This window comes from Curtobacterium sp. MCBD17_040 (genome assembly GCF_003234805.2).
Classification (GTDB): domain Bacteria; phylum Actinomycetota; class Actinomycetes; order Actinomycetales; family Microbacteriaceae; genus Curtobacterium.
In genome coordinates this window covers 422,110-446,348 of sequence record NZ_CP126274.1, presented here as the reverse complement: position 1 = coordinate 446,348, position 24,239 = coordinate 422,110, and the positions used below count along the sequence as shown (strand labels likewise).

Here is a 24,239-nt window from a genome sequence, read left to right as displayed (position 1 = left end):
CTCTCCGCCCGGACGCCGGCGAGGCGCTGTCCGCCCCAGTGCCGTCCTACGCTGAGACGGTGCCGCTGACCCACACCGAGCTCGAGGGCATCTTCCGCGACCCGAACCTTCCCGACCGGGAACGCTTCGTCACGCTCGCTCACACCCTGGCAGAGCAGCACCCGTACGAGGTCGGACGGACTCGCATCGTCTTCCACACCAACACCGACGTCATGAAGGTCCCCATCGCCGAAGAGGGGCTTCTCGACTCGTGGCGGGAAGCCAACTGGTCGCAGCGGTACGGCAAGACCGGGGAGATCCCCATCGCCACCGCCGTCGAGGAATTCATCGACGATGTACCTGTCCTCCGCATGGAACGGGTCCGCATGCCCACCAGGGAGGAACACCACACTCTCCCCCGCTGGACCGGCTCCGTCGACTGCGCTCAGGTCGGGTGGACCGCGGCCGGAGAGCTCGTCGCCTTCGACCTCTGAGATGGCGCGGCGCGTCCGGGTCGCAGCGGAATACGCTTGTCGCCGCTCCCATCGCTGTTCTAACCTGAGCGGACTTCAACCCCGAATGAGGTTCCGATGCGTCGGCTCAGTATCGCTCTGCTTCTCGCTGCCGCGGTCGCCGCGTCCGTCACCGGCTGCTCCGCGCACACAGCACCGTCACCGTCGCCGACGGCGGCGCCGACAGCGAAGACCGCTGCCGAGAAGTCATGCACTACCCCGCAGGTCGCGCCGCTCGAGCGGCTCTACCAGAGACAGTTCAACGTGGAGGCCACCCGCAACGTCACTGCGCCGGTACCCGCCGCAGACCTTGTCTGCTCGGATCTCCTCGAGTCGGCCGGCTCCGCACCGTCACAGTTCGACCTCACCGTGTTCGTCTACCGACCGACGTCCACTACTCACCAGGCGGTGAATGCAGCGCTGGCGAAAACTGGGTACGCCCCGGTGACCGGTGCAACCGCCGGAACCATGCCGGCGTCCACCTACGAGTGGGACCGCCAGGTTGGATCCTCAAACGTCGAGGACTTTGTCACGGACGCACCCGCCACCGCGTCCTATTCCGCTGGCACGAAATCGCTCTTTCCCGGCGAGAAGTCCCTCCGCGTCATCGTCGAGGTGACAGCGCCATCCAGCACCGGGACAGCGCAAGCGAGCGGAGAGGGCAGTAGCAGCACGGTGAGCGGTGGCTACGCCACCAGCGGCGGAAACGCATCTGCGGAAGCCAACGGCAACACCTCCAGCGAACCCGGCGAAGACGTCTGCGCATGGTTTACCGGCATCGTCGAAGACTCCGGCTACTCAACCTCGCTTCCGAACGCCGACTACGGCGCGCTTGCGGAGGCAACGGAAGACCACTCCGACATCGCTTGCTCCATCACTCCGTACATTGATAGCGAGGGTGCGACTGAGATGTCGGACCGTGAGGATCTGAGTCTCGCCATATACAAAGACACTGGAAACAGACCAAGTGGCACCCACTACACCTATGACGGGTACGACGTCGATAACTTCTACGGGACCCTGCTCACTGCCGCGGATGGGTATGTGATCAGTGTTGACACGACCGTCGACGAAGACGTCGACCACACTGTGCCCGCGACCATGAGTCAGGGGCATGCTTTTGCAGCCCACATTCTCAAGGCGGTCCTCGACCAGTGGAAGGACGGAAACCGACCCAATCTCGATCCTCCGCAGCAGTAGTGCCCACAAGTCGAGGGCTCTCCTCGAATGGTCATCTGCACCATCGCCGCACACATCCGGGCTATGACCACCTGGAATGAGTCGGATCATCCTCGCGCAAGCCAGAAGGGCGTACCGGGCAACGGCGGCGCGTTCGTCGGGAAGGGCCACTCACCCGCTGACGACGTCACGCTCGGCGCTTCCACCGCAGCGCCGGAGCCATTCGTGTTCAACGGCCGCTACCAGGACAACGAGCAGGTCCGGCACCTGTACCCGGAGTACGCCGCGGTGCGCGCTGACCTCGAAGAGAAGGGCGCGTATCCGTACAACGACTCGTTCAAGGGCCGCCTCCCGTCGCTGGCGACCACGAACGACGACAGCGAAGACACTGCCATCTACCTGCTGCAGACGATGCACAGCCTCGACGAGGTGAAGCGGGACGTGCAGGCGTTCCGGGACGCCGGCGGGTACGAAGCTGCGGACATCCCCGTGGGTGAGGTTCGTCGCGGGACCCTCGCCCGGTATGGCTGGTACATGGGCGGCACTGGCTGGCAGACGTACGAGAACGTCCGCGTCACCCGGGACACCCGCGGACGCGTGCTCTTGAAGGAGCCGCGTCAACGGTCGTGGCGCACCATCTCCGACGGCGGCACGTTCCTGATGCAGGACGCGATCGCGTAGCTCTCGAGTGCGCCCATGGCCACCTCCCGCCTCTCGTGCGGCATAGGACGACCATGACCGAAGCCCTCACCACACTCACCACGGAGAGCCCCGCCGGCACGTACGCCGTCACCACCCGAAGCGGCAGCCGCTACCATTTCACCCTCACCGACGACCATCACGTGACGATGTGCCGCCTCCCCGCCGACGTGTCGCCCGACCCCCGCCACGATGCGGAAGCGGCGTACGGCGACGGGGACACCATCGACTGCGACAGCCTCCTTCTCGTCGTCGGGCTCCCCGGCCGGATCGCGTTCGTGAAGCCCGACCGCACCGGCGACGACGGCTACGTCGGCACCGTCCGACAGACCACTCCCATCACCAGCATCAGCGCCATCACCCGCTGATACCGTCCGCGCCGCCCGCTCCCCCGGCGCGCCGCGCATAGAGGAACCATGACGAACCACGAGTTCCCCGTCCCGCTCCGCGGCTCGAAGACCGACACGCTCATGTGGGCGCATGAGCACGAGGTCGAGTCGCAGGCTGTGCAGCAGCTTCGCGCTATCGGCAACCTGCCTTGGGTGCACGGCATCAGGGTTATGCCGGACGTGCATCTGGGCAAAGGCGCGACTGTGGGGTCTGTCATCGCGATGGAGCAGGCGATCAGCCCGAACGCGGTCGGCGTCGACATCGGCTGCGGTGTCTCTGCGGTTCGCACGAACCTCACCGTCGAACACCTCGATCGTCTCCCGCAGCTGCGCGCATCGCTCGAGAACGCAATCCCGGTCGGGTTCAACTCCCACGAGGACCCGGTGAACGTCCGCAAGCTCGGCCTCGACCGCGGCTGGACGAACTTCTGGGGCCAGTTCAAGAACCTGCATTCCGGCGTCCAGGACCGTGAGAAGCGAGCCCACCAGCAGATGGGATCGCTTGGGGGCGGCAATCACTTCATCGAAGTGTGCTCCGACTCCGAGGGACGTCTTTGGCTGACGCTGCACTCCGGTTCGCGGAACATCGGCAAGGAGCTCGCCGAGCAGCACATCGCCATCGCGAAGGGACTGCCGCACAACCAGGACCTGCCGAAGGAAGCTCGTGACCTCGCTGTGTTCCTCAAGGGCTCACCGGAGATGGACGCGTACCGTCGCGACCTCTCCTGGGCGCAGGAGTACGCCCTCCGTTCCCGCGCGATCATGATGGGGCTCGCGAAGCAGGCGTTCGCGAAGCACTACGAACAGCTCAACGTGGTGTTCGACTCCGACATCAACGTCCACCACAACTACGTGGCGGAGGAGATCATCGACGGCCGCGAGATGCTCGTCACCCGCAAGGGCGCGATCCGCGCCGGCAAGGGCGACCTCGCGCTCATTCCCGGCTCGATGGGCACGGGTTCCTTCATTGTCAGAGGCCTCGGCAACGACGCGTCGTACCAGTCGGCGTCCCACGGCGCCGGCCGGAAGATGTCCCGCTCGGAGGCGAAGCGCCGCTTCACCCTCGACGACCTGAACGAGCAGATGGGTTCCATCGAGTCCCGCCGCGACACGGCGGTCATCGACGAGATCCCCGGCGCCTACAAGGACATCCACTCGGTCATCGCCGCGCAGTCCGACCTCGTCGACGTCGTCGAGCATCTGCAGACGCTGCTCTGCGTGAAGGGCTGACCCGGCAGCTCCTCTCTTGAGCCAGGCAGAGGAGCCGCCTGCGACGGTTTCGCATGCGGAACCGGACGAAGGGCCGTGCGTTGCACCCCATGACCAACGCCGATAGCTTCCTGGGCGTGGCCATAACGTACTTGCCTGCTCTGGGCTATGACGACCCGTGGCGAAGCGCATGGTGCTCGGAGTGCAAGCATTCGCTCGCCCCTGCTCCTGATGAAGTGTGGGCTCGTGAGCTAGCCATCGCTCACGTCGCGAAGTGTCATCCGCCCATCAATCTGTTCGCCGGCGGCGATCTCAGGGATTTCCCCCCGCGCTCCGCCGACTAACCCGTTGGCTAGCGGCGACTGAAGGGAGATTTCACCCGGCAGCGACCCCTAGACCCGTTCTCAGCACGGTTGTCAACTATCAAGGAGCAGGCGGTCGCCCGAGTTCGCTGTGGCGAGGGCCACGGTCGCTTCTCTGTGAGTGGCCGCGCGAGGACCACCCATCACCGTCTGAGCGCGTCCGGCAGTTCGACGTCGTCTGGGTTCAGTTCTGGTCGCGGTCTGAGGTAGCGCAGGGTGTGGCGGAAGCGTCGTCCGGACCAGGCGGTGTCGGCGCTGACTTCGATGGTGAGTGGTTTCACTCGGGTGAGGTGGATGGTGCCGCGGCCGCCGCCGAATTGTTCGATGGTGGTGGCTGGTACCTCTTCGGGCCAGGGGTGGTCGGCGCCGGGTTCCTCGAGGAACGCCGCGAGGGTGCGCGCTGCCGCCGTGGCGAGGGGTGCAGTCCGGCCGACGATGCGGAGCTCCCCGTCGATGGGTAGGCCGACGATGAGTTCTTGTGGGTTGGTGAGGGTGCCGGTGACGGCGGCGCAGACGACGTCGACGCTGTCCCGGTGTTTGACTTTCACCCACGTGCGTTCCCCGGGCTGGTAGGGCGCGTTGGCGGCTTTCGCGACGATGCCTTCGATGCCGGCGGCGGGCATGTCGCGGAACCATTCCTCGGCGAGGTCGGGGTTGTCGGTTTGCGGGCAGAGGTGCAGTGGCGGCCGCCAGTCGGCGGCGAGTTCGGTGAGGAGTTCGCGTCGGCTGCGGAGCGGCACTGCGGTGATGTCGCGGCCGGCGACGGTGAGCAGGTCGAAGACGACGTAGTGCGCGGGGTGGTCGCGGATGGTCTGGGTGATGTCGCGGCGGCTGGTAATCAGCCGGCGTTGCAGGGCTGGGAAATCGAGCCGTTCCCCATCGTCGGACCAGACGACCACTTCGCCGTCGAGGGTGAACCCGTCTGGCACCTGGTCGGCGACGGCGTCCGCGATGTCGGGCAGGTGAGCGGTCAGGTCGGTGTTCCGTCGGGACCAGAGGCGGGTGCTGCCGTTGCAGCGTTCTGCGATGAGGCGCCAGCCGTCGAACTTCGGCTCGAACCGCACCCCGCCAGGCAGCTGGTGCGGGATGCGGGAGGCGGCGCGGGCAAGCGCTGGTTCGAACGGAGGCACACCACAAGCATGCCCGCGGTCGACTTACTGCCGGTCTGCTACTTCCAGATCGGTGACCCGGTCTGTTCGGCGTAGGTGCGCCATCCGGCGCCGTTCTTGGTGAGCTCCGGGTAAATGGCGAGCACGGCGTCCCGGTTGACGACGTGAAGGTTCTCGACCTGCCGGCGCATCTGCTCGTCGTTGTGAAAGGACCCCTGCTTCCGCTGTGTTGCGGCGTACTGCGGGCCGAGTTTCGCACGCTCGGCGTCGTCGAGTGGGCGCAGCGCGCCGCGTTGAACGAGCATGTCGAACAGCGCCGCGGCGTACGGTCCGCCGTCCTCGTCGGGTGCGATGTGCGCCTCGAGGTCCTCGATGCTGGCGCGGCTGATGGTCCAGGTGTCGCCGGCGGTGCCCTGCTCTGGGGCGAACACGAGAACGCTCTTGAGCGTCAGCTCGGCAACCTGCCCGCCGCGGTCGAACTGGATGGGGCCGAGGGAGTCCGAGGGACGCCACGTGACGGTGTCGGGACGGTCCCCGGTGCGGATGCGACGCTTCCGGCGGCGGTCCTCACCCGCGGTCAACGCGAACGGGTCCGCGGACGCGGCGGCTGGGGCGAGCAGGGTGACGTCGTCGCCAGTGTTCCGCTTCCCGGCGAAGGACCCGGCGTTGCCAGGGACGCCGACTTGACCGGCGCGGAGGTGGTCGGCTGCGTTCCAGGTCGTCATGCCTGTGATGTGCGCGGCTGGCGCTGCGCAGCGGAGAAGGGCCGGGCGAGCACGAGCAGTTCCGGGCCCTTCTGAACGAGCACTCGCTAGGCGGCGTGCTCCGCGAAGATCGCCTCGAGCGCGGCGGCGAGTTCGTCGACCTGCGCCTTGTCTGCACCTCGGACGTACCCCTGCACAACGCCGTTCTCGAACGCCTCGTCGAACCACAGTCGAGCGTTGACTTCGTTCTCGCCCGAGCCGTCGAAGACGTGGATGTGCCCCTTGCTGGCGCCGTCGCCGATGGCGTCCCAGGCGTCGCGCAGATCGTCGCTCTTTGCGGTGGAGGACGCCTTGGTGATCGCGGCGAAGCGGTTCGCGGCGTCCGGGAGCGCCTTGACGATCGCGTCTCCGGCCTGTTCAAGGGCTGCACGGCGAGCGCCGGCGTTCGTGAACTGGTGACGGAGACCGCGGTTGTGTTCGATGAAAGCCATCCGCACATCGTCGCAGCAGCCGCCGACATGTCAGGGGAACGGCGACGTTTCGGGGACTCACCTGTCGTGCCTCACCGTCTCGCTCGACGCGGGACGACGCGCTCTGCCGGGTTCGGCGGGCCGCTTCGTGGGTCCTGGCTTCAGATGGTCGGCCACGCGACGACGGGTCCACCTTCGCTGGGGTGCGGCGTGTTCGCCTTGTCGAACATCTCGTGGGCGCCGGTGGCGTGGCTGATGGCGGCGAGCGCCACGTGGAGGTTGGCGCGGTCGAGCCCTCGGAATGCGTCTCGGAGGTTCACGTCGGCTTTGCCGAGGAGGGAGACGACGAGGCGCAGGATCTTCTCCTGGCTGTGGGAGTAGTTCCGGGCGACGTTGAGGATCTTGTCGGCGCGAACTTCGGTGAACGGACCGTCGGTCTCGCTGTAGAAGGGTGCGTCGTCGGTGGCGAGGCCGGTGCGGATGAGGAGCTCTGTCAGTTCTCAACTGGGGTGAGACTGGTCTCACTGGGTTGAGTGCTGCCCTGGCCTTGCGGCGAGGGAGTCCCCGTGGTGCTGGTGGGGTTGCGGTTTCGTTGGCTCCTGCCCGTGCCGGCTGCTGCTGGCTGGGGCTTCTGGGTGCCTCCACCGCTGACGAACGAGCTACCCTCGTCCGGACCTGACTCCTCCGCTACCGACGCTGCTGCGTGGCGGGCGAGGTTGACTGCGGCGTTGAGGTCACGGTCGATGACCATGCCGCAGGTGGTGCACACGTACTCCCGCTCGGCGAGGGTCAGCTTGGCTTTCACTGACCCGCATCCGGAGCATGTTTTGGAGGACGGGTAGAACCGGTCCGCGCGCACCAGGGTGCTCCCGAACCAGGACGTCTTGTACTGCAGCTGCTGATGCAGCGTCGAGAAGGATGCGTTGGCGACGGACCGGGCGAGTCCGGACTTCTGCCGCCGCCGGTTCGGCAGGAACACCCCCGGCCGGCTCGGATGCGGCTTCGGCTTCGCACGCGCCAGCATCCCTCGGACGTTGAGGTGCTCGATGCCGACCACATCGAACTCGCGTGCGAGTCGGGTGGTGAGTTTGTGGAGCCGGTCGGCGCGGAGGTTCGCGACCCGGGCGTGCACCTTTCGGATGCGCGCCTGCGTGCGTAGCCAGCCCGCGGATGGCTGCTGCCGCCGCTTGGACACGACGTCGTAGGGGCCGACCTGACGGGCGGCCTGCCGCTGCAGTGCCTTTAGAGTCGCGGCGGCTTTCGCGAGGTCCTTCGGGGCGCGGAGCCGTTCCACTTCGGAGCCGTCGGGGCGAGCGACAACGATGAGGTCCTTCACCCCCACGTCGATACCGACCACGGACTTCGGGCCGAGCGGTCGCGGCCGGACGATGGCGACCTGCTCGACCTGGAACGCGGCGAACCACCGGCCGCGGTCGTAGGAGACGGTGACGGAGTTCACCTTCGCCTGCCCCGCTTCCACGAGCCGGCCGAGCTTCCGGGTGGATTCGTGGGTGTGCACCTTCCCGATGCGCGGCAAGTGAATGGTGTGCCCGGTCGGGACGAGCGCGCCCTTGCCCTCGAACTTGATGGACGGCTTCGACCGGGCCCGGGACTTGAACCGCGGGAACCCGACCGGCGCGCCAGCCCGCGTGCCGCTTCTTGACTTCGACCAGTTGTCTAGCGCTGCGGCGAGGGCGAAGCAGCCGGACGTGTATGCCTCCCGGGCGTTCTCCGGCCACCACGGCGCCACCGTATCCCGCCGCGCCACCCACCCATTCCGGAGACTGACTTTCGACCAGGACAGGGACGGGGTCAGCTCCACGTCGGGGATCCCGTAGGAGCGTTCGGCGGTCCGCTGGTCCAGGTTCGCCCGCACCACGGCGAGCATCGTGTTGAACGCCACCCGCGCCGCGCCCGCGTGAGACAGCAGCGCCCGAACCTGCGCGGGGGTCGGGTCCAGTGCAAACCGGTACGCACGCTGATGCGACCCAGCACCACCAGGTGCCGTCGCCTCCCGCAACGCCGAACCGCTCACACCCCCTCTATGCGCGGACAACGCACGAGCCGCGCGTACCGCCCGCAGCGCTCCGTCTCAGCGGCGAGAAGCATGCTCACCTGCGTTGAGAAGCGTCAAGCTCCGCCGCGGCCTCGGTCGGGTAGATGCCCTTCGCCCAGGCGCGGATGCCCTCGTGCAGATTCGTCATGGCGGTGTCCTCGACTGTCTGTGGCTCTATGCGCGGATCCCGCCCCACGCTTTGCGACCGCCGCATAGAAGCGTGCATGAGAGAACACCCCCTGCCGACACCGCCAAACACATGGTTCGGGAAAACCCGCGACCACGTCGCGTACCTGGTCGCTTCCGTGGCGCTGCGGTGCGCCTCCCCTTGGTATCGGAAGTCCGTCGGCGGTGCCATCCGGTACGGGCTTGCGTCCGCGCGCCGCGACGCCGTCGAAGGCCGTCCATCTCCCCTTGAAAGGCCGACCGCATGACCGACACCATCGACGTTCTGATCTACGGCGCGTCCGACGACCTCGTTGAAGTCGAAGGCAGGATTCCAGGGGCTGATGAGTTCAACGTGTACGGTCCGTGGTCGGGGAGGTTCATCGGCTCGGACGGCGGCTCGCTCATCGTGGATGTGGAGTTCGGCCGCCGGGACAGCGACGCCGATTGGACCATCGCCATCCGGAACACGGGCACGTTCCCGTCGTGGCCCATCCGGTTCACGAAGCGGCCGGACCGCGACTCCGACCCGGCGCTCATCGTCACCGTTCCCGCGGGCACCCGCTTCGTGGGCGACGAGCACTGACCGGCGCCGCGGCATAGGGACCCGCATGACTGATGACATGCCGCCGTACCTTGCTCGGATGGTGCGTCGAGCGGACGCAGATGAGGCGGAGGCAGCGGAACGGTTCCGTGCCGCGCACGCCGCGCAGGCGTCATCGACTGCAGGTGAGGATGCGTTCCTCCGTTCGTCGCTGCTGCTACTGACGTTGGCGAAGGGGCGTGAGGAGTACGCGAAGAACGCGCCCGAGCCGATGCGGACGAATCTGCTGCGGGAGGTGGAAACACTTCGGCAGGCGGCACAGGTGTTCGCCGGTGACGGTCGCGGCGCTGAAGCGGCGGTGCCGTCGTGGCTGTGGCCGGAGTTTGAACGGCAGGCGGAGTCGCTGGGGCTGCGGTTGGAGTTCCGGGACTGACGTTTCGCCGCATACCTCTGCTGCGAAGAGCCGGCGTATCAAGCGCGCTGGACCCGTACAGCAGGAGCATGCATGTCGTCGTTGACCGATTTCGACCGTGAGACCAAGTGGCAGGAGTACCTGCGGACCGCGACTGCGCCGAACGGTGAGCGGCTGACCCCTGCGTCCCCGCACTACTCGTCGGCGCGGGGCACGTTCGAGGCAGGCTGGGATGCCCGTGACGCTGAGGTGGAGGCGCTCCGCCAGGACCTGAACCGGGCGCTCGGCGTCGGGGACGCGAATGTCACCGAGGAGGTCGTCGTGGCGTCGCCGGCGGAGGTTGGGGAGGACGGTATCCTCGCGACCGAAGCGGACCGAGTCCTGGCTCACCGGGTGCTGTCCGCGGTCGCGTCCGAAGCCCGTGACATCGAACGGATTGGTCAGACGCCGTTCGCGCACCTGTACGAGGCGGAGACGGTGAAGTTCAACGACCACCCGCTCGCCCGCGTGTACCGGTCGGAGGACCCGACCGCGCACATCACGTGGCTGGACCAGGCAGCGGGGAACGCTCTCGCTGGACACCTCCCGGTCGTCCGGAAGCCGTAGACCGCACGGAACTGAGATGTTCCGCGCATACATCGTGTGGCCGTATCCGACGGCCACTCACCACCACCGGAAGGACACGTCATGGGCCTCATCTACCGCAAGACCATCAGGGCCGGCAAGAACACGCGCGTGAACATGTCGAAGAGCGGGGTGTCCGTGACGAAGAAGCTCGGACCGGTCACCATCAACAGCCGCGGTCACATCAGCATCCGCCTCGCGCCAGGTCTGTCGTTCCGGATCTTCTGACCAAACGTTCGACGCACGCGGCCGCAGTCTTCCGACTCCGGCCGCGTTCGTCGTTTCATGCGGCGGCGAGGGCGAGCTCCGTTGTCGTCCCGACCAGGGACCGGAACTCCGCCGCTGACCCGGCAACGGTGTGCTTCACCTGGCCGGGCACTGACGGCCCATGCACGTCGGTGAGCGCGGCGACGGTGCGCCTGGCGACGTCGCCGAGGTCACCTTTCCAACCGGAGATGAACACCACCTGCCCGCTTTGGTCGCGGCAGGTGACCACCCAACCGGCCGTGCGGGTGCCGGAGGGCGGGGTTGATTCCCCTCGAGCGGCGCGCGTGTCACGCTCTAGAGTCACCGTCCACCGGTAGTCGATGGTGAACGCCGGAGCGAGTGTGTCGGTGATACCCATTCGCGTTGTCCTTCCCGAATGGGGGTAGCTTCGCCGCTGCCACCGACATCCTCCTTCAGCTGATGTCGGTGTCCGACACCCACACTTGCAGGCCGGGCTCCGTCACCGATTCCAGGAGCACACGGTGGACGAGCGGGTCTCCGAACGCTCCGGGAAGGTCCCGCACCACGATGGTGCGGAACGGCCCTGTCGCCGCGAATCGGGGATGGTGAGCGTGGACGTTGCTGTCCGCTCGGAGGGTGATGAAGGCGTCAGTGTCGAGGACCGTCATGCCCTACGTGTATGCGGCGGTCTGTAACGCGGAACGGCCCGCGCACCGTTCTCACAGTGGGCGGGCCGTCGGGGTCGGCAGTGGTCAGTACCAGCCGGCGGAGGTTTCGTGCGACCACGCGGCGCACGGGATTCCGTAGGTGCCCTGGATGTACTGCAGGCCCCAGGTGATCTGCGTGTGCGGGTTCGTCTGCCAGTCGGCGCCGGCGGACGACATCTTGCTGCCGGGCAACGCCTGTGGGATGCCGTACGCGCCGGAGGGGTTCTCCGCGGACGGGTTCCAGGAGGACTCCTGGTTCCACAAGCTCACCAGGCATCCCATCTGGTCCTGCCCCCAGCCGTAGGAGGCGAGCTGTGATGACGCGTACGCCTGGTTGGAGCCGGCACTGGTGTCCCATGTCGTCGCTGCTGGCACCTGCGACGTGACGGTTGCTGGGGTGACTGCTGTCGCAGCCGCTGCGTGTGCGACTGCTGCCGCTGCGGGCGTCGCCGCGGCCGGGGCCGGCGTCGGAACAGCTTTCGCCTTCGGCTTCGGCTTCGGGGCGGTGACCGTGAATCCGTCGCGGCTGACGTCGGCGACGGTTGTGGAGTCCGGCGCGGTGTAGGTCTGTTCTGCTGGCTTCGGCAACGGATGTGGTCGCGCGACCGCTGCTGTCGGCGCGGACTGCGCGGTGAGGACCGGGTCTGCGAATGCGAGCGATCCGGACGTGATGGTTGCTCCTGCGGTGACCGCCATGGTGATGGCGGCGATAGTCGCGTGAGTTCGAGTGAGACGCATTGGTCCTTCCCTCTGTCGGGTAGGAGCCCGGGTGGCTCCAACTGTCGGGAGTGCGGACCGCCAATGCGCGAACCGCGACCGGTTCTATGCCTCAGAGGGCGAACCGGCCGCGGTTTTGCTACCGGGCTGTGACTGAGCTACTTCGCGGCGATGGTGTCCGTGCGGTCGAGGACGTACGCGGCCTGCTCCTCGATGGCGTTCTGGTGCTTGCGGTAGTGGTGGCCGCAGAACAGCAGCTCCGAGGCGAGGAACGTCGCGGCGACGTATGCCTGTGCTCCGCAGGCGTCGCAGCGGTCGTTGCTGGTGAAGGTCCGCTCGGTGGTGGCGGTGGGGGTGATGGACTCGATGGCGGGCGCGGACTGCGGCACGGGTGCTCCTTGGGTTGTGGCTGGGGTCGCGAGAAGGATGGGGCGCGGCTAGAGGGTGGGCGGCTCCGCGGGGATGAGGTGGTCGCCGTCGCCCGAGACGAAGTTCGGGGCGGGAACGGTGCTGCGCGTGCGCCTGGTGGTCTCAACGGTTTGGACCCGTCCGGTGTTCCCGTGCTTGAACGTTGTGGTGGTCGGCGTCAGGGTGGTGACGACGACGCGGCCGTTCCGGAACCGTGCCGGCAGCGTGTTCGGTTCATGGCCGTTGTCGCGCAGCAGCTGACGCTGCTGGTCGGAGGACAGCCCGTGCAGGGTGCGGGCGGAGAAGACGGTCCGGGCGAGCATCGACAGGGTGTTCCGTCGTGCGTCGCTTTGCCGCCACGCGAGGTAGCTGCGGACGTCGTCCCGGGTGGGGAGGGTGAACACGCGGGCGTCGAAGTCGGCGATGGGTGCCGTTGGGCGGAGCCGGTTGAACACCGACGCTGCGCGGGAGGCGGTGACGCTGACGAGTTTCTGCGTCGCACCGCCGAACATCAGCTGTCCGGCGGGGTTCTCCGGCGTCCATGCGGTGATGATGAGGCTGATCTCGTCGGACTGCACGTACGCGAGTCGAACCCCGGAGATGTGCTCGCTGAGCGCGAGCGTGGCGGCGTCCATGTCCGCCATGAACTGCAGGTCGTACGGCTTGTTCAGGTCCCGGCAGTAGGTGTGGAACGCCCGACCGTCGAGGCGGAGGATGACGTATTCGTCGGCGGGGAGGACGGCGCGGTGCATCCGTTCCCGGGCCTTGAACACGTCGCCGACGTCGGTGGTGTCCGGTGCGGTCTGCTGCTGGGGCATGCTGCCTCTATGCGCGGGCGGCGCGGGAGGCGTGCGGTCAGTAGCGGTCGGGGATGCTGCAGATGGTTGCGCCGGTGTCGATGGTGACGAACCGGACCCGGTTGTTCTGCACCCAGCCGGCGAGGGTGTCACCGCTGCTGTCGGTGTAGTTGACGGTGCCGTTGATGCGGATGCGGCCGCTGCTGCTTCCGGTGATGGTGCGGCTGAGGTTGCTGTCTTCGAGGTGGCAGCCGGTTTCGACGGCTTGCACCGCTCGGTGGTCTTGGGTGGGGACGATGCAGCAGCCCCAGATGGTGAGCGCGGTCAACGCGGATGCGGCCGCGGCGATGGGAGCCGCTGCGATGGCGGCGCGCCATGCTCTACCCCAGGTGCCGGCGGGGCTGTCCACGCTGAATAGCAGGCCCCAGAAGTCGGTGCGGAACATCGAGTTGGCGGCGTCGCGGTGCGGGTCGCCGAGGACGACGGTGTGCTGACGGAAGAAGGGCATCGGGGCTGCTCCGGGCGTGGGTTCGTCCGGCGCGGTGGCGGGGACAGCTCCTGCTGATGCGGCGAGAAAGAGGAAGCAGTGCATGGATTCGCTGTCGTCCGCGCATAGAGGTGATGCCGAGAGGTTCGCCAGGGGCGACCGCCGTCATCGCTATATTTGTCGACGGAAGAACCCCTCATGCTGAACGTCATCCTCAACACTCTCTTCATCATTGGTGTCGCCGGTGTCGCCGCGCAGTTCGTTGCCCGCCCGGTGTTCCTCGCCGCGCGTCTGGCGCGCACGGACGCTGGTTTCGTGTTGGTGCGGCAGCTGTCGGTGATGCTGTCCGGGCTGGGGAAAGCCGCCATCGTGGTTGGTGTAGCGGCGATGGTGGTGTCCTTCTTCGTGCTCTGACGTCGTCTGCTCCATCCGTCGACGCAAAGCAAAACGCCCCGTCACCTTGAAAGTGACGGGGCGTTCGACGTTTCGGCTACCAGATGGGTGCGCGGACGGGAGCGAGGGGCGCTGCGACGGAGGCAATGAACCGGGATGCTGCTTCGTCGAGGGAGGTGAACGCTTCGAGAGTGTTGTCGACCACCTGATCTGCGGCGTTCCGGTACGGGGCGGGGTTGATGTCGGCGATGTAGTCAGACCAGTTGGCGAGCTTCCAAGTGTCGCGGCCGGCACCGCGCTGGGTGATGCGGGCCCGCATCATTTCCTCGTCGCAGTCCACCCACACGATGTGCAGGCGCGCTCCATGTGCCTTCAACGCGTTGTGCAGCCATGTCACCCACTGCGGGCGCTGCAGCTCCTGCAGGAACGGTGCGGTGACGACGACGGACACACCCGCGCGGACGTTGTCGAGGGTTGCGTCGAGTAGTCCCTGGTACTCGAGCGGACGCACCAGCGTCAGGTACGCCGGGGAGTGCCGGTCGTTCGGGTCGCCGGAGATCCGTCCGATGAGCCCTTCCACGAGGGGGCCAGTCATGACGTCCTTGTCCAGCACCGGCCATGCGAGCCCTTCGGCGACGCGCTTGCTGAACTCGCTTTTGCCGCTGCCCGCGTACCCGGCGACGAGGACAACGTGGGTGTAGCCGTCCTGCTTGATGAGGGTCGGGGTTCCCGGTAGCTGCCGGGTGGGCTGACTCGTCGGCGTGGCCAGGGTCGATGTTCTGTGCACGGTTGCTTCTATGCGACGAATCTGCGGCGGATGACGGCGACGATGTCCGACACCGCGGCGGCTGCGGCGAGCGCTGCGGCAGCGAGCAGCCCGACGGGAATATTTCCGAGGACGACTTGGATGCCGACGGCGACGCCGGCTGATGCGGCGATGCCGATGGCGGTGCAGACGACGCTGCGACTCTTGGCTGGCCAGCTGCTGAACCGGATGCGTGGCAGTCGTTCCAGCGCGCCTCGGGCTGCGATGGCGAGGTATCCAGCGGCGGCAGGTAGGGACAGTAGGAACGGCAGCACGAAGCTCACCATCAGGAACGTGCCTTCGTCGTCGAGGTGCTTCCCGACGAACCAGCCGGTGGGGACAGCGGCGGCGGTGATGCCGGTGAAGGTGCCGAGAATTGTCAGCCGCCATCCGCTGCGGGTGGCTGGCAGGAGCCGGCGGCGGATGGCGGCTGCCGCCGGCTTCGAGGTGCTGTTCGTGTAGCGCTTGCTGGTGCTCTTCCGGTGGCTCATGCGGTGCCCTTGCACTGGTTCAGAGCTAGTTCCGTGGCTCGGATCTCGACGATGGTGGCGTTCGCGGGAGCGAATTCATTCTGGAACCGGTTGATGGTGTCCTGCTGCGTCTTCTGGTGGTACCAGTCCTGGCAGGTCTGCTCGTAGACGGAGTACACGTCAAGCTCCGCCTGCTGCTCGGCGGAGAGAGCTGGTTCCGATTCCGCGCGCTCTGTCGCCCATGACTGATAGTCGGCGCGGAGGTTCGGGAACACGAGTTTCGCGGCGACGCGGCTTGCTTCGGCATGCGCGCTGGCTGCCTGGCGGGTGCGGGTGGTGCTGATGTAGGTGACGAGGTTGTTCCACTGCGACCCGTAGGTTCGTTTGATCTCCGTGTACACCGCGTTCGCCTCGGAGCTGCGGGTGACCTTCGCGTCGGTCTTGAGGGTCTGGTTCTCGTAGTTTGCGACCGTGTCGGCGTTCGCGGTGGTCTCCGAAACCCAGGTGGACTGCGCGGAGTAGCCGGCGAGCGCGGCGATGCCGATGAGGACGACGGCGCTTCCGACACCCCACCGGATGGCGCGGTTCCCGGTTCGCCGTGACAGGGTCTTCGCTGCTTGCCGCAGCGGGTGGTTGGCGCTCATCGGCTGAGGAGGCGTTTGGTGATGGCGGCGCGGACTCGGGCGGCGACTTCCACCTCGGTGAGTCGAGCGTCGATGATGACGAACCGGTCAGGGTCCCGGTCTGCCTGCAGGAGGAACTCTGCCCGCAGCCGCTTCCGGAACTCGTTCGGCTCCGCTTCGATGCGGTCCGCGGCGCCACGACCACCGACGCGGGCGGCGGCGATGGCGGGGTCCAGGTCGAGGAGGATGGTCAGTTCCGGGAGCGCTCCCTCGGTCGCCCACACGCTGAGGTGCCGCACTTCCTCTGGGTCGAGGTCGCGGCCGGCACCCTGGTAGGCGACGGAGGAGTCCAGGTACCGGTCCTGAATGACGTCGACGCCGGCGGCGAGGTTCGGCTTGACGTACGCACGGACGTGCTGGGCGCGGTCCGCGGCGAACAGCAGCGCTTCCGCGTGTGGGTCGATGTCGCCCTTCCCGTGCAGGATGAGTTGGCGGATCTGCACGCCGAGTTCGGTGCCGCCAGGCTCGCGGGTGCGGATGACGTCACGGCCGATGCTGCGGAGGTACTGGCGTGCGTACTCCGCCTGGGTGCTCTTCCCGACTCCGTCGCCGCCTTCGAAGGTGACCCAGAGGCCGCGGTAGTTGCTGCTGTTCATGCGGTGGTCTCCTCGAGGCCGAGGAGTCGCTCCCCGGCGCGGTACAGGTCGGTCAGGGAGCCGTCGTTGACGAGGACGTCGTCGAACGTGTCGGCGGTGAGGGTCTGCTCGGTGGCGTGACCGGCGGTGGTGTTCGTCGGCTTGGGGAGGGACGGACGGTCCACCCAGACGAGGCGGCCGCCGTGCTCGCGGACGAGGGTCTGCTCGTTCGGGAACCGGATGCCGGAGATGATGACGCCGACTCCGGCCTGCCGGTATTCGGCGACGGTGCGGGCGATGAGGTTCGTCCACACGTCGTCTCCGATGACGAGCCGGCCGCCGTCGTAGCCGATGCGCTGCAGGAGGGCTCGCGCTTCCGGATGCTTCTTCGCCTCCGTGTACCCGCCGGCCAACTGTTCGTACTCGCGGTACCGCAGGTACGTGTAGTCGACGGGTCGGCCGAACAGTGCGGCGAGCGCTTGCCGCTTCGTCAACGGCTTCGCGTAGATGATGGGGTTCACCGCGAGGAGGAAGTCCCGGATGGGCGCGGACATGTTCAGCTTCACGAACCCGTGCGCGTCGACGAGATGGTCGGCGATGGTGTCTTTCCCGGACCGGAGATACCCGCCGAACCCGATGAACGGCGGCAGCGGACGTTGCTTGGCTGTCATACCCACCCCTATGCGGCTGAGCATCAGGCGGCGGAGCGGTCCCCGCTGCTGTTGCTGCCGGAGCGTCTGGGTGTGCGTTCCTGGTCGTGACGTTGGTCGGTGATTGGACGCGGCCTCGGTGCGCTTCGCCGTCCACGCCCACCAGTTACGGGACGCGGTAATCGCTGACGGTGGTGCCCGGTTCGGCGCGGAGTTCGAGGATGCCGCCGAGGTGGTGCAGGTACAGGGTGCCGTTGACGGTGATGGTTGCTTCACCTGCTGTGGCGACGGTGATGATGCGGTCGGCCGGTTCGATGACGAGGCGGCGGAGGTCGTGCACGTGTCTGAGGCTGATGATGATGGCGCTGCCGACCCGTTCGATGAGTGGCCGGTTTGCGTGCCGGGATCCGGCCGCGAGGGGGTCGGCTGGGCCTACGACCCCGGTGGTCCGGTCGCTGGTTTCCCACAGGGCTGTGGCACCGCCGTCGATGCGGAGCGACCCGATGGCGGACTGCAGCGCGGAGAGCCGCACGGTGGGGTGCTCTCCGTCGATGGTGACGGCGCCGCGAACGGCTGCGAAGCCGGCTGAGCGCTGGGGCGTTGGGGCTGTGTCGGTGGGCGCGGCGGTAACAGCTGCGGGGGTGGAGAGGTCGAGCGTGTGACGGCTCGGCAGCGTCAGGGATCCCGCCGTCACCTGCGCTGGTGGTGCGTCGCTGCGGTGTTGGCGGCGGGTGAGGAACGGCCAGTGCCGGCGTGCGGTGGCGCCGGTCATCGTGATCCTCCACCGATGCGGTCGGTGACGCGCAGTAGGGCGCCCGTCACCGCGGCGAGGAGGACTGGTGCGGACACGGCGAACAGCGCTGCGTCGGGCCCGGCGACGGCGAACAGGAACGCAGCACAGATGAGGAACCCGGCAGCGGCCGCGACGAGGGTGACCATGCGAACGGCGGTCACCGGTCCGCTCGTCCCGTCCGGAACATCAGGACCACGCCGGCGGCGACCGCGGCGACGCTGACAACGCACGTGCACGCGACACCGGCACCCCACGTCGACGCGCTGAGGATGAACAGCAGGACGGCGGCGATGGCCGCGCCGAGCAGCCGCGCGGTCACAGTGCGACCCCGTACGTGCCGGCGACGTCGACGATGCCGCCGGTGAACCCGTCCCCGAGCGCACGGTACTTCCACTGTCCGCGGTGCCGGTACACCTCCCCGGTGACGATGACCGTCAACCCCCGCTGCCCCGGTGGAACGTCGAACACCGCGATGGTGCTGCCGTTGGCGTCAGCGACGCGGGTGCTGACACCGTCGACGGCGTCGAAGCTGCCGGGCTGCCGCTGGTCCGGATTGACGAACAGCAGGAACACCACCTTCTCCACCGAGTCGGGCAGGCCAGCGAGGTTGAGGTCCACCTGCTCCTGGTCGTCCCCGGAGACGTACCGGGCGGCGCCGTCGGCGACGTCGAGCTGGTTGAAGAACGCGGCCGCGTCCGCGTCAAGCGCCTTCCCGTCCGCGGTCAGCAGCACCGCCATCGGCACCACTTCCGGTTCCACGGAATGGGACCGGGTGACCTGCCAGCGGAAACCGACCGTCACCTCCTGCTGCACGCCGAGGACCTCGGACAGGTTGATGTTCTGCCCCGGCATCAGGTTCACGGTCATGCAGCGCCTATGCCCGATGCCGGCCGCCAGCAGGGCAGTCAGCGCAACGCTTCTCGAAGGAACAGGGCGTTCACCTCCATTCCGTTGAATGCGTCGCCGTGGGCACGGTCTGCGAGGTCTGCTGCCGCCTGCTCGACTGCGGTGAGCTGTTCGACGAGCATCTGGTCGCCGCGGCCGCCGTCTGCTTGGTCCGCGGCGGGCAGCCCGAGGAACAGGGTGAGGGTGTCGGGAACGAACTCGTGGATGAACTGCTGCACGGCGACGTCCTGCTCCGCGGGGATGCTGCATCCCTCTAGGTCGTTGACCATCGGGCGGAGGACGTCGTCGATGCGTCGCAGTGTGGAGAACGCTGCGGGTGAGATGACTGCGGACGCCTGACGTGCAGCTGCCGCCAGCTGGTCGAGGCCGTCCCGGTACCGGTCAGTCGCGGTTGGCGGCGCTCCGCCCACCTGCTCAGCCGGCGGCGTGCTGGCGTCGCGGGTGAACCACCGCATCAGGCGGCGAACGGCGGTTGGAGGGGCAGCCCGAGCCGTTCGCGGGCGATGTTCGCGTACGGGTGCTCATGCTCGATGCCGATGGACGGGCGGCCGAGGTTGCGTGCGGCGACGAGGGTGCTTCCGGATCCGGCGAACGGGTCGAGGATGGTCTCACCCGGCTCGGAGAACACCTCGACGACGCGGCGCATCCACGTCTGCGGCTTCGTCGTCGGATGCTTCGACTCCCCCTTGGTTTTCGGGATGTCGAACAGGTTCGCGATGTTCCGGTTCGGGTTGATCTCCCGCGTGCCGCCGGGGCGACGAGCGAAGAACGCGAGCTCGTGACGAGGCATGAGCATTGTTCGACTCTTCGCGAACGAGCCTCCGCCAGTGAATACGAGCACGTCGAGCATCTGGAACCCGGCGTGGGTGGCGATGGTGACCATCTCCGCGAACGTACGGTTCCCGCAGAACGCGATGAGGGAACCGCCCTTCGGCAGGGAGTGCAGCATCCCGTTGAACGCGGGGGTGAGGATCTCGGCGAACTTGTCCGAGTCGTGGTCGTAGTACCCGCGGGTGTGGGCGCCCTTGCCGTGGTAGTTGCTGGCGATCTGGCCGAGCATGCGGCCGTGACGGTCCACGCCATAGGGCGGGTCGGTGATGACGACGTCGGCGTCGATGGGGAGGAACTCGCGGCAGTCGCCTTCGAAGAACCGGACGGGCGCCGGGATGGTGGGGTCGGTCATGCCGGGTTCTATGCGGCTGGGAAGCTGGTAGCGGGCCCGTGGACGAATCCTCCGGGCCCGCTGCCGGGTCGTGCTGTGGCGCTTACGCGTCCAGGGCGCGGGCTTCCTCGAGCTTCGGCTTCGCTCGCTCCAGCTGCGTGGTCAGAGCGGTGATGTTGCCCTGCATGACGGTGTTCGCCTGCTGTCGGAACGTGTCGATGGCGTCGAGGGTGGCGTAGATGTCGTCGAACGCGCGGGTGAGCGTGTCGATGGCGACTGCCGGTTCGACGGCTTTCTGCTGTACGCGAAGGGTGTTGTCACGGAGCATGGCACTGGTGGACAGGATGACGTTCTCGGTGACCTCCTTCGTCTTGTCCAACGCTTCGAGGACCTTGACCTGCGAGTCCAGCGCCTGTGCGGTGATGATGGCGGTCCGTAACGCGAACAGCGTCGTAGTCTTCGCCCGCTCGACGCCCTTCACCAGTTCGATGTTGTTCTTCTGGGTGAGGTCCATCGCCATGTAGCCCTGAACGGCGACGGCGAGCTGGGTGAGCAGGTCCTGCTGCCGCTGTCGCACCTCGAACAGCATCTTCGTCTCGAGGGTGTTCGCCGCGTCGATGTTCCCGCTGCTGCGGAGGGTGTCGATGCTGGTGACGAGTTCACCGTCCATCTTCTGGGCGAGGACGATGTACTCGTTGAGGGAGCCCATCGCGTCCCACAGCTTCCGCTTCTCGTTCTCCAGCTCGGCGTTGTCACGCTGCAGTTCGGTGGCGCCGGCGGTGAGGGAGGCGACGATGCCGTCGAGCTTCTCCTGCGCCGTCTCATACTTCTGGAAGTACTTCCGGATGCGGTTCCCGCCGGGGAGGAACCCGAGGATCTTCGCGCCGGTGCTGAGGTCGGCGGCGTTCGGGGTGAGGTCCTGCACGGTGCTGCGAAGGTCGCTGAGGGTGGCGATGACCTTCGACGAGGAGTCGCCGCCCTTGCTCTTGATGCTTGCCGCAGACCGGTCGAGGAGGCGATTCGCGCCGGCGCTGCTGGCGACGATCTCCTTCGCGGCGAGGTTGCGGACGTCGGCGAGCATCTCACCGAACCGGGGCGAGTTCGGGTTGAAGGTGGTGACATCGCCGAGGAACTGCTTCGCCGTCGAGCCGATCTCGAGCTCCCGGCTCGGACTGATCGGGTCCAGCATCGCCTGCGCGGCGGACGGTTCGACCTCCTCGACCGGTTCCGGGGTGTCGAGGATGAGCGCCGGCTGCTCGTTCGCAGGCTTCGGCGGGGTGAGAGATGGCACGGGTTGTCCCTTCTGCGGACGGTGATGGGCGGGTGGAACGACCGTGCTGGTCGTTCCACCCGCGGTGGGTGCGTCAGACGTCGGAGGGGTCCACGCCGTAGTGGGTGAGCGCGCCGGCGAGACCGTCCTGGAGGCCCTGCGCGCGCCCGACGACCTGCCACGCACCGTTGTCCTTGTAGAGCTCACCGATGGCGATGGTGTGCTCGGCGGCGGCGTCCTCGCGGAGGTCGAACTTCACGGCTTCCTCCTTGGTGTCCACGTTGACGATGCGGAAGTATGCGTCGTCGACGAGTCCGAACCGCTGGTTGCGCTTCTCCGCGTCGTTGATGGAGACGATGAACACGATCCGGGCGATGTTCTCCGGCAGCTTGGCGAGGTCGATGAGGATCTGCTCGTCGTCGCCGTCGCCGTTGCCGGTGCGGTTGTCGCCCTGGTGGTTGATCGCACCGGAGGAGTGCGACTGATTGCCGTAGAACACGAAGTCGCGCAGCGTGTGCTTGGAGCCGTCGTTGCGGAGGACGATGGCGGACGCGTCGAGGTCGAACTCGGCGCCGCTGGTTGCGCGGGGCTTCCATCCGAGGCCGACGACCGCACGCTTGATGCCGGGGTCCGCCTTGGTGAGGCTGATCGGCTTGTTCTTCTCGAGGCTGATGGTCACGGGGTTCTCCTGATGCTGCGGTGTGGGATGGGGGTGGGAGCCGAAGAGGCTGTACACGGGCATGACGGGGCCCTCAGACGGCGAACGCCGTGGGGATGAGATTGGATGCGGTGCGTCCCGCGGCGGGGATGCCGAGCGCGGTGAACTGCCACGCATCGCCGACGCGGGTGAGCTTGGCGACGATGACGCCGGTGAGTGCTCCGGTGTCTGCGAGGTTGTACCGGGCGAGCTCCTCCTCGGAGTCGTTCAGGTCGTTCACGCGGGCGTACACGTTGGCGACCTGGTCGAAGCTCTGCCCGGAGTAGGAGGTGACGACCAGCGCGAGCTTGTCGGCGCGGGGGTCCACCTGGGTGAGGTCGATGATGATCTGCTCGTCGTCGCCGTCACCATCTCCGGTGAGGTTGTCACCGAGGTGGTTGATGGCGCCGTCACGGGAGAGCAGCTGACCGAAGTAGATGACGTCGAGGGCTTTCCCGTCGCCGTAGACGATGACGGACGCGTCGAGGTCGATGTCCTTCTGCCGTCCGAAGCGGCGCTTCACCGCGTCCCAACCGAGGCCGAGGCGGATTCGGGTGAGGGTCCGGCCGCCCTTCTCGAGGGTGATGACCTGGTTCTTCTCCAAGCTGATGTGCATGCGGTTCCTTCTCGATGCGGGACGCGTCACGAGGCGGACGCGGCAGATCTATGCGTCGCCGGTTGCGGCAGCTGGTAGTCGCGGAGGCCGTCCATGCGGTCCAAGCGCGAGTACTCGGGGTGCGGGTCGTCGGCGACGATCCACGCGGCGACCCAGGCGTGGAAGCGGTTGCGGAGGGAACGATGAACAGCCGCCGCTGCGGACGGGGTGTCCGAGCGGCGGCCGTCGCTGATGGTGCCGGGCATGGTGAACCTTTCAGCTCCGTAGCCGACGAGTTCGACTGCGGCAGGTCCTATGCGGGAACGGGCTAAACGGCGGCGAGCAGGGTCTGCTTCGCGATGCGCTTGTTCCGCAGGTGGGAGGTGATGACCGCCGCGCCGATGAGGACGACGCCGATGAGTCCGGTGACCACATCGGGGATGTCGCAGCCGATGCTGGCGATGAGCAGCCCGGCGAGCGCACCAATGGACCAGTGGGCGCCGTGGTCGAGGTACACGTACGCGTCGAGGGTTCCCGCTTCCACCATGTGGACCGTCAGGGACCGGACGAACAGGGCGCCGATGACGCCGAGGCCGAGGGCGATGACGATGGGGTCCGCGGTGATGGCGAATGCGCCGATGACACCGTCGAACGAGAACGACGAGTCGAGGACCTCGAGGTAGAGGAACATGAAGAACGCCGCCTTGCCGACGAGCTTGGTGACACCGGCGGGACCGCGACCTGCCATGCCGTCGGCGATGTCCTCCGACGAGCCGTGGATGCCTTCCTCGCTACCCTCGAACAGGGACCCGAGACCGTTGACGAGGATGTACGCGACGATGCCGCACAGGCCTGCGACGAACACCTTCGCGGGGTGCTCGGCGATGGAACCGGCGACGATCAGCGCGCCGCCGGCAACCGCGTAGGCGAGCGCGTCGAGCTGCCCGACCTTCGCCAGCGGCTTTTCCAGCCACGTCAGCCACATGATCTCCCGGTCCTCGAACATGAACTCGAGGAACAGCAGCAGCAGGAACATCCCACCGAACGCAGCGATCTGCGGGTGCGCCTGCGTGAGGTAGTACCCGAACGTTCCGGGATGGGTGGGGTTCCCCTTCGCCAGCGCGAGGGACACCACCTTCGCCGGGGCCAGGCCCGTCGTGGCGACGACGAGGAGGACAGGAAGGATGAACCGCATCCCGAGGACCGCGATGGCAAGCCCCGCGGTGAGGAAGATCTTCCGCCACTTCGGGGAGAGCTTCTCGATGACGCGGGCGTTGACGATGGCGTTGTCGAACGACAACGACACCTCCATCGCACCGAGGATGGCGACCAGCAGCGCGGTTTGCGCTCCGCCGTAGAGGAAGCCGACGACAACCGCGGCGACGGTGACGATGCTCGGCACCAGATAGTGAGCACGGAAGGTCTTCACGACCAACACTCCGTTCGGGCAGGGCCGGCCCCAGGCCGGCGATGAACGACCGGG

37 protein-coding genes are annotated in these 24,239 nt (G+C 67.3%); 11 read left to right on the top strand and 26 right to left on the bottom strand.

Annotated elements, in window-relative coordinates; all coding sequences use genetic code 11:
* Positions 1-59: 59 nt before the first annotated feature.
* The 5 genes from DEI94_RS18665 (at position 60) to DEI94_RS18645 (ending at position 3,988) form a co-directional block, all read left to right on the top strand.
* Positions 60-473, top strand: a complete 414-nt coding sequence (locus DEI94_RS18665) for a hypothetical protein (RefSeq protein WP_146249340.1) — start codon at positions 60-62, stop codon at positions 471-473.
* Between the two features lie 96 nt (positions 474-569).
* Positions 570-1,691 (top strand): hypothetical protein, encoded by a 1,122-nt coding sequence (locus tag DEI94_RS18660; RefSeq protein WP_111025084.1) that lies wholly within the window; start codon positions 570-572, stop codon positions 1,689-1,691.
* 63 nt (positions 1,692-1,754) lie between these two features.
* On the top strand, positions 1,755-2,351 hold the full coding sequence (locus tag DEI94_RS18655; RefSeq protein ID WP_146249339.1) for a hypothetical protein: 597 nt from the start codon (positions 1,755-1,757) through the stop codon (positions 2,349-2,351).
* A gap of 53 nt (positions 2,352-2,404) precedes the next feature.
* Entirely contained in the window at positions 2,405-2,737 is a 333-nt protein-coding gene (locus DEI94_RS18650) for a hypothetical protein (protein WP_111025082.1), read from the top strand.
* A gap of 48 nt (positions 2,738-2,785) precedes the next feature.
* Entirely contained in the window at positions 2,786-3,988 is a 1,203-nt protein-coding gene (locus DEI94_RS18645) for an RtcB family protein (protein WP_111025081.1), read from the top strand.
* Positions 3,989-4,472: 484 nt separating this feature from the next.
* On the opposite strand, the gene DEI94_RS18640 is transcribed toward DEI94_RS18645, so the two are convergent.
* The 3 genes from DEI94_RS18640 to DEI94_RS18630 form a co-directional block, all read right to left on the bottom strand.
* A complete protein-coding gene (locus DEI94_RS18640; RefSeq protein ID WP_258377914.1) occupies positions 4,473-5,459 on the bottom strand; it encodes an ATP-dependent DNA ligase in 987 nt (328 codons plus the stop codon).
* 38 nt (positions 5,460-5,497) lie between these two features.
* Positions 5,498-6,163, bottom strand: coding sequence for a hypothetical protein (locus DEI94_RS18635; RefSeq protein ID WP_111025080.1), 666 nt, complete (start codon positions 6,161-6,163; stop codon positions 5,498-5,500).
* 86 nt (positions 6,164-6,249) lie between these two features.
* The gene (locus DEI94_RS18630) at positions 6,250-6,633 is read right to left on the bottom strand and encodes a hypothetical protein (protein ID WP_111025079.1); all 384 of its coding nucleotides are present in this window, start codon (positions 6,631-6,633) and stop codon (positions 6,250-6,252) included.
* A 227-nt stretch (positions 6,634-6,860) separates the two neighbouring features.
* Between DEI94_RS18630 and DEI94_RS18625 the strand changes: the two genes are divergently transcribed.
* Complete coding sequence (locus tag DEI94_RS18625) at positions 6,861-7,145, top strand: hypothetical protein (RefSeq protein WP_146249338.1); 285 nt, start codon at positions 6,861-6,863, stop codon at positions 7,143-7,145.
* Here DEI94_RS18625 and tnpB read toward each other — a convergent pair.
* A complete protein-coding gene (tnpB, locus tag DEI94_RS18620; RefSeq protein ID WP_349815169.1) occupies positions 7,106-8,647 on the bottom strand; it encodes an IS607 family element RNA-guided endonuclease TnpB in 1,542 nt (513 codons plus the stop codon). The two genes, DEI94_RS18625 and tnpB, sit on opposite strands and share 40 nt — an antisense overlap.
* Before the next feature lie 451 nt (positions 8,648-9,098).
* On the opposite strand from tnpB, the gene DEI94_RS18615 reads away from it, so the two are divergent.
* The 4 genes from DEI94_RS18615 to DEI94_RS18600 all read left to right on the top strand — a co-directional run bounded on the left by DEI94_RS18615 (position 9,099) and on the right by DEI94_RS18600 (position 10,641).
* Positions 9,099-9,419 (top strand): hypothetical protein, encoded by a 321-nt coding sequence (locus DEI94_RS18615; RefSeq protein ID WP_111025076.1) that lies wholly within the window; start codon positions 9,099-9,101, stop codon positions 9,417-9,419.
* 25 nt (positions 9,420-9,444) lie between these two features.
* Positions 9,445-9,810: a hypothetical protein gene (locus DEI94_RS18610; RefSeq protein WP_111025075.1), complete on the top strand. Its 366-nt coding sequence runs from the start codon at positions 9,445-9,447 to the stop codon at positions 9,808-9,810.
* A 72-nt stretch (positions 9,811-9,882) separates the two neighbouring features.
* Positions 9,883-10,395, top strand: a complete 513-nt coding sequence (locus DEI94_RS18605; protein WP_111025074.1) for a hypothetical protein — start codon at positions 9,883-9,885, stop codon at positions 10,393-10,395.
* An 81-nt stretch (positions 10,396-10,476) separates the two neighbouring features.
* Positions 10,477-10,641 (top strand): DUF4236 domain-containing protein, encoded by a 165-nt coding sequence (locus tag DEI94_RS18600; RefSeq protein WP_111025073.1) that lies wholly within the window; start codon positions 10,477-10,479, stop codon positions 10,639-10,641.
* Positions 10,642-10,696: 55 nt separating this feature from the next.
* On the opposite strand, the gene DEI94_RS18595 is transcribed toward DEI94_RS18600, so the two are convergent.
* The 6 genes from DEI94_RS18595 to DEI94_RS18570 all read right to left on the bottom strand — a co-directional run bounded on the left by DEI94_RS18595 (position 10,697) and on the right by DEI94_RS18570 (position 13,778).
* Positions 10,697-11,038 (bottom strand): hypothetical protein, encoded by a 342-nt coding sequence (locus tag DEI94_RS18595; RefSeq protein WP_111025072.1) that lies wholly within the window; start codon positions 11,036-11,038, stop codon positions 10,697-10,699.
* Between the two features lie 55 nt (positions 11,039-11,093).
* On the bottom strand, positions 11,094-11,309 hold the full coding sequence (locus DEI94_RS18590) for a hypothetical protein (RefSeq protein ID WP_111025071.1): 216 nt from the start codon (positions 11,307-11,309) through the stop codon (positions 11,094-11,096).
* An 84-nt stretch (positions 11,310-11,393) separates the two neighbouring features.
* Positions 11,394-12,086, bottom strand: coding sequence for an aggregation-promoting factor C-terminal-like domain-containing protein (locus tag DEI94_RS18585; protein WP_111025070.1), 693 nt, complete (start codon positions 12,084-12,086; stop codon positions 11,394-11,396).
* A 137-nt stretch (positions 12,087-12,223) separates the two neighbouring features.
* Positions 12,224-12,454: a DUF7455 domain-containing protein gene (locus DEI94_RS18580; protein WP_258377913.1), complete on the bottom strand. Its 231-nt coding sequence runs from the start codon at positions 12,452-12,454 to the stop codon at positions 12,224-12,226.
* 48 nt (positions 12,455-12,502) lie between these two features.
* Positions 12,503-13,291 carry a tRNA(His) guanylyltransferase Thg1 family protein gene (locus tag DEI94_RS18575; protein WP_111025069.1) on the bottom strand — a complete coding sequence of 263 codons (789 nt, stop codon included), beginning with the start codon at positions 13,289-13,291 and terminating at the stop codon, positions 12,503-12,505.
* A 37-nt stretch (positions 13,292-13,328) separates the two neighbouring features.
* Positions 13,329-13,778 (bottom strand): hypothetical protein, encoded by a 450-nt coding sequence (locus DEI94_RS18570; protein WP_111025068.1) that lies wholly within the window; start codon positions 13,776-13,778, stop codon positions 13,329-13,331.
* Between the two features lie 177 nt (positions 13,779-13,955).
* Between DEI94_RS18570 and DEI94_RS18565 the strand changes: the two genes are divergently transcribed.
* Entirely contained in the window at positions 13,956-14,171 is a 216-nt protein-coding gene (locus DEI94_RS18565; protein ID WP_111025067.1) for a hypothetical protein, read from the top strand.
* 76 nt (positions 14,172-14,247) lie between these two features.
* Here the strand turns inward: DEI94_RS18565 and DEI94_RS18560 are convergent, their stop codons facing one another.
* The 16 genes from DEI94_RS18560 to DEI94_RS18485 form a co-directional block, all read right to left on the bottom strand.
* Positions 14,248-14,937: a P-loop nucleotide/nucleoside kinase family protein gene (locus DEI94_RS18560; protein ID WP_181441664.1), complete on the bottom strand. Its 690-nt coding sequence runs from the start codon at positions 14,935-14,937 to the stop codon at positions 14,248-14,250.
* An 8-nt stretch (positions 14,938-14,945) separates the two neighbouring features.
* Positions 14,946-15,446 carry a hypothetical protein gene (locus tag DEI94_RS18555; protein ID WP_181441663.1) on the bottom strand — a complete coding sequence of 167 codons (501 nt, stop codon included), beginning with the start codon at positions 15,444-15,446 and terminating at the stop codon, positions 14,946-14,948.
* Positions 15,443-16,069, bottom strand: a complete 627-nt coding sequence (locus DEI94_RS18550) for a hypothetical protein (protein ID WP_111025065.1) — start codon at positions 16,067-16,069, stop codon at positions 15,443-15,445. The genes DEI94_RS18555 and DEI94_RS18550 overlap by 4 nt, the downstream gene beginning before the upstream one ends.
* A complete protein-coding gene (tmk, locus tag DEI94_RS18545) occupies positions 16,066-16,704 on the bottom strand; it encodes a dTMP kinase (protein WP_111025064.1) in 639 nt (212 codons plus the stop codon). Before tmk ends, DEI94_RS18550 begins: the two co-directional genes overlap by 4 nt.
* Entirely contained in the window at positions 16,701-17,354 is a 654-nt protein-coding gene (locus tag DEI94_RS18540; RefSeq protein ID WP_111025063.1) for a deoxynucleotide monophosphate kinase family protein, read from the bottom strand. The genes tmk and DEI94_RS18540 overlap by 4 nt, the downstream gene beginning before the upstream one ends.
* Before the next feature lie 145 nt (positions 17,355-17,499).
* Positions 17,500-18,105, bottom strand: coding sequence for a hypothetical protein (locus DEI94_RS18535; protein ID WP_111025062.1), 606 nt, complete (start codon positions 18,103-18,105; stop codon positions 17,500-17,502).
* Complete coding sequence (locus DEI94_RS18530; protein WP_111025061.1) at positions 18,102-18,287, bottom strand: hypothetical protein; 186 nt, start codon at positions 18,285-18,287, stop codon at positions 18,102-18,104. Before DEI94_RS18530 ends, DEI94_RS18535 begins: the two co-directional genes overlap by 4 nt.
* Positions 18,284-18,445, bottom strand: a complete 162-nt coding sequence (locus tag DEI94_RS18525) for a hypothetical protein (RefSeq protein ID WP_181441662.1) — start codon at positions 18,443-18,445, stop codon at positions 18,284-18,286. The genes DEI94_RS18530 and DEI94_RS18525 overlap by 4 nt, the downstream gene beginning before the upstream one ends.
* Positions 18,442-18,993: a TerD family protein gene (locus DEI94_RS18520; RefSeq protein ID WP_111025060.1), complete on the bottom strand. Its 552-nt coding sequence runs from the start codon at positions 18,991-18,993 to the stop codon at positions 18,442-18,444. Before DEI94_RS18520 ends, DEI94_RS18525 begins: the two co-directional genes overlap by 4 nt.
* 38 nt (positions 18,994-19,031) lie before the next feature.
* Positions 19,032-19,487 carry a hypothetical protein gene (locus tag DEI94_RS18515; protein ID WP_111025059.1) on the bottom strand — a complete coding sequence of 152 codons (456 nt, stop codon included), beginning with the start codon at positions 19,485-19,487 and terminating at the stop codon, positions 19,032-19,034.
* Complete coding sequence (locus DEI94_RS18510) at positions 19,487-20,215, bottom strand: DNA-methyltransferase (RefSeq protein WP_111025058.1); 729 nt, start codon at positions 20,213-20,215, stop codon at positions 19,487-19,489. The genes DEI94_RS18515 and DEI94_RS18510 overlap by 1 nt, the downstream gene beginning before the upstream one ends.
* Positions 20,216-20,297: 82 nt before the next feature.
* A complete protein-coding gene (locus DEI94_RS18505; protein WP_111025057.1) occupies positions 20,298-21,485 on the bottom strand; it encodes a toxic anion resistance protein in 1,188 nt (395 codons plus the stop codon).
* 73 nt (positions 21,486-21,558) lie between these two features.
* Positions 21,559-22,206: a TerD family protein gene (locus tag DEI94_RS18500; RefSeq protein ID WP_181441661.1), complete on the bottom strand. Its 648-nt coding sequence runs from the start codon at positions 22,204-22,206 to the stop codon at positions 21,559-21,561.
* A gap of 10 nt (positions 22,207-22,216) precedes the next feature.
* Positions 22,217-22,777, bottom strand: coding sequence for a TerD family protein (locus DEI94_RS18495; RefSeq protein WP_111025055.1), 561 nt, complete (start codon positions 22,775-22,777; stop codon positions 22,217-22,219).
* 26 nt (positions 22,778-22,803) lie between these two features.
* Positions 22,804-23,022: a hypothetical protein gene (locus DEI94_RS18490; RefSeq protein ID WP_111025054.1), complete on the bottom strand. Its 219-nt coding sequence runs from the start codon at positions 23,020-23,022 to the stop codon at positions 22,804-22,806.
* A gap of 62 nt (positions 23,023-23,084) precedes the next feature.
* Complete coding sequence (locus DEI94_RS18485; protein WP_502869684.1) at positions 23,085-24,191, bottom strand: DUF475 domain-containing protein; 1,107 nt, start codon at positions 24,189-24,191, stop codon at positions 23,085-23,087.
* Between the last annotated feature and the right edge of the window lie 48 nt (positions 24,192-24,239).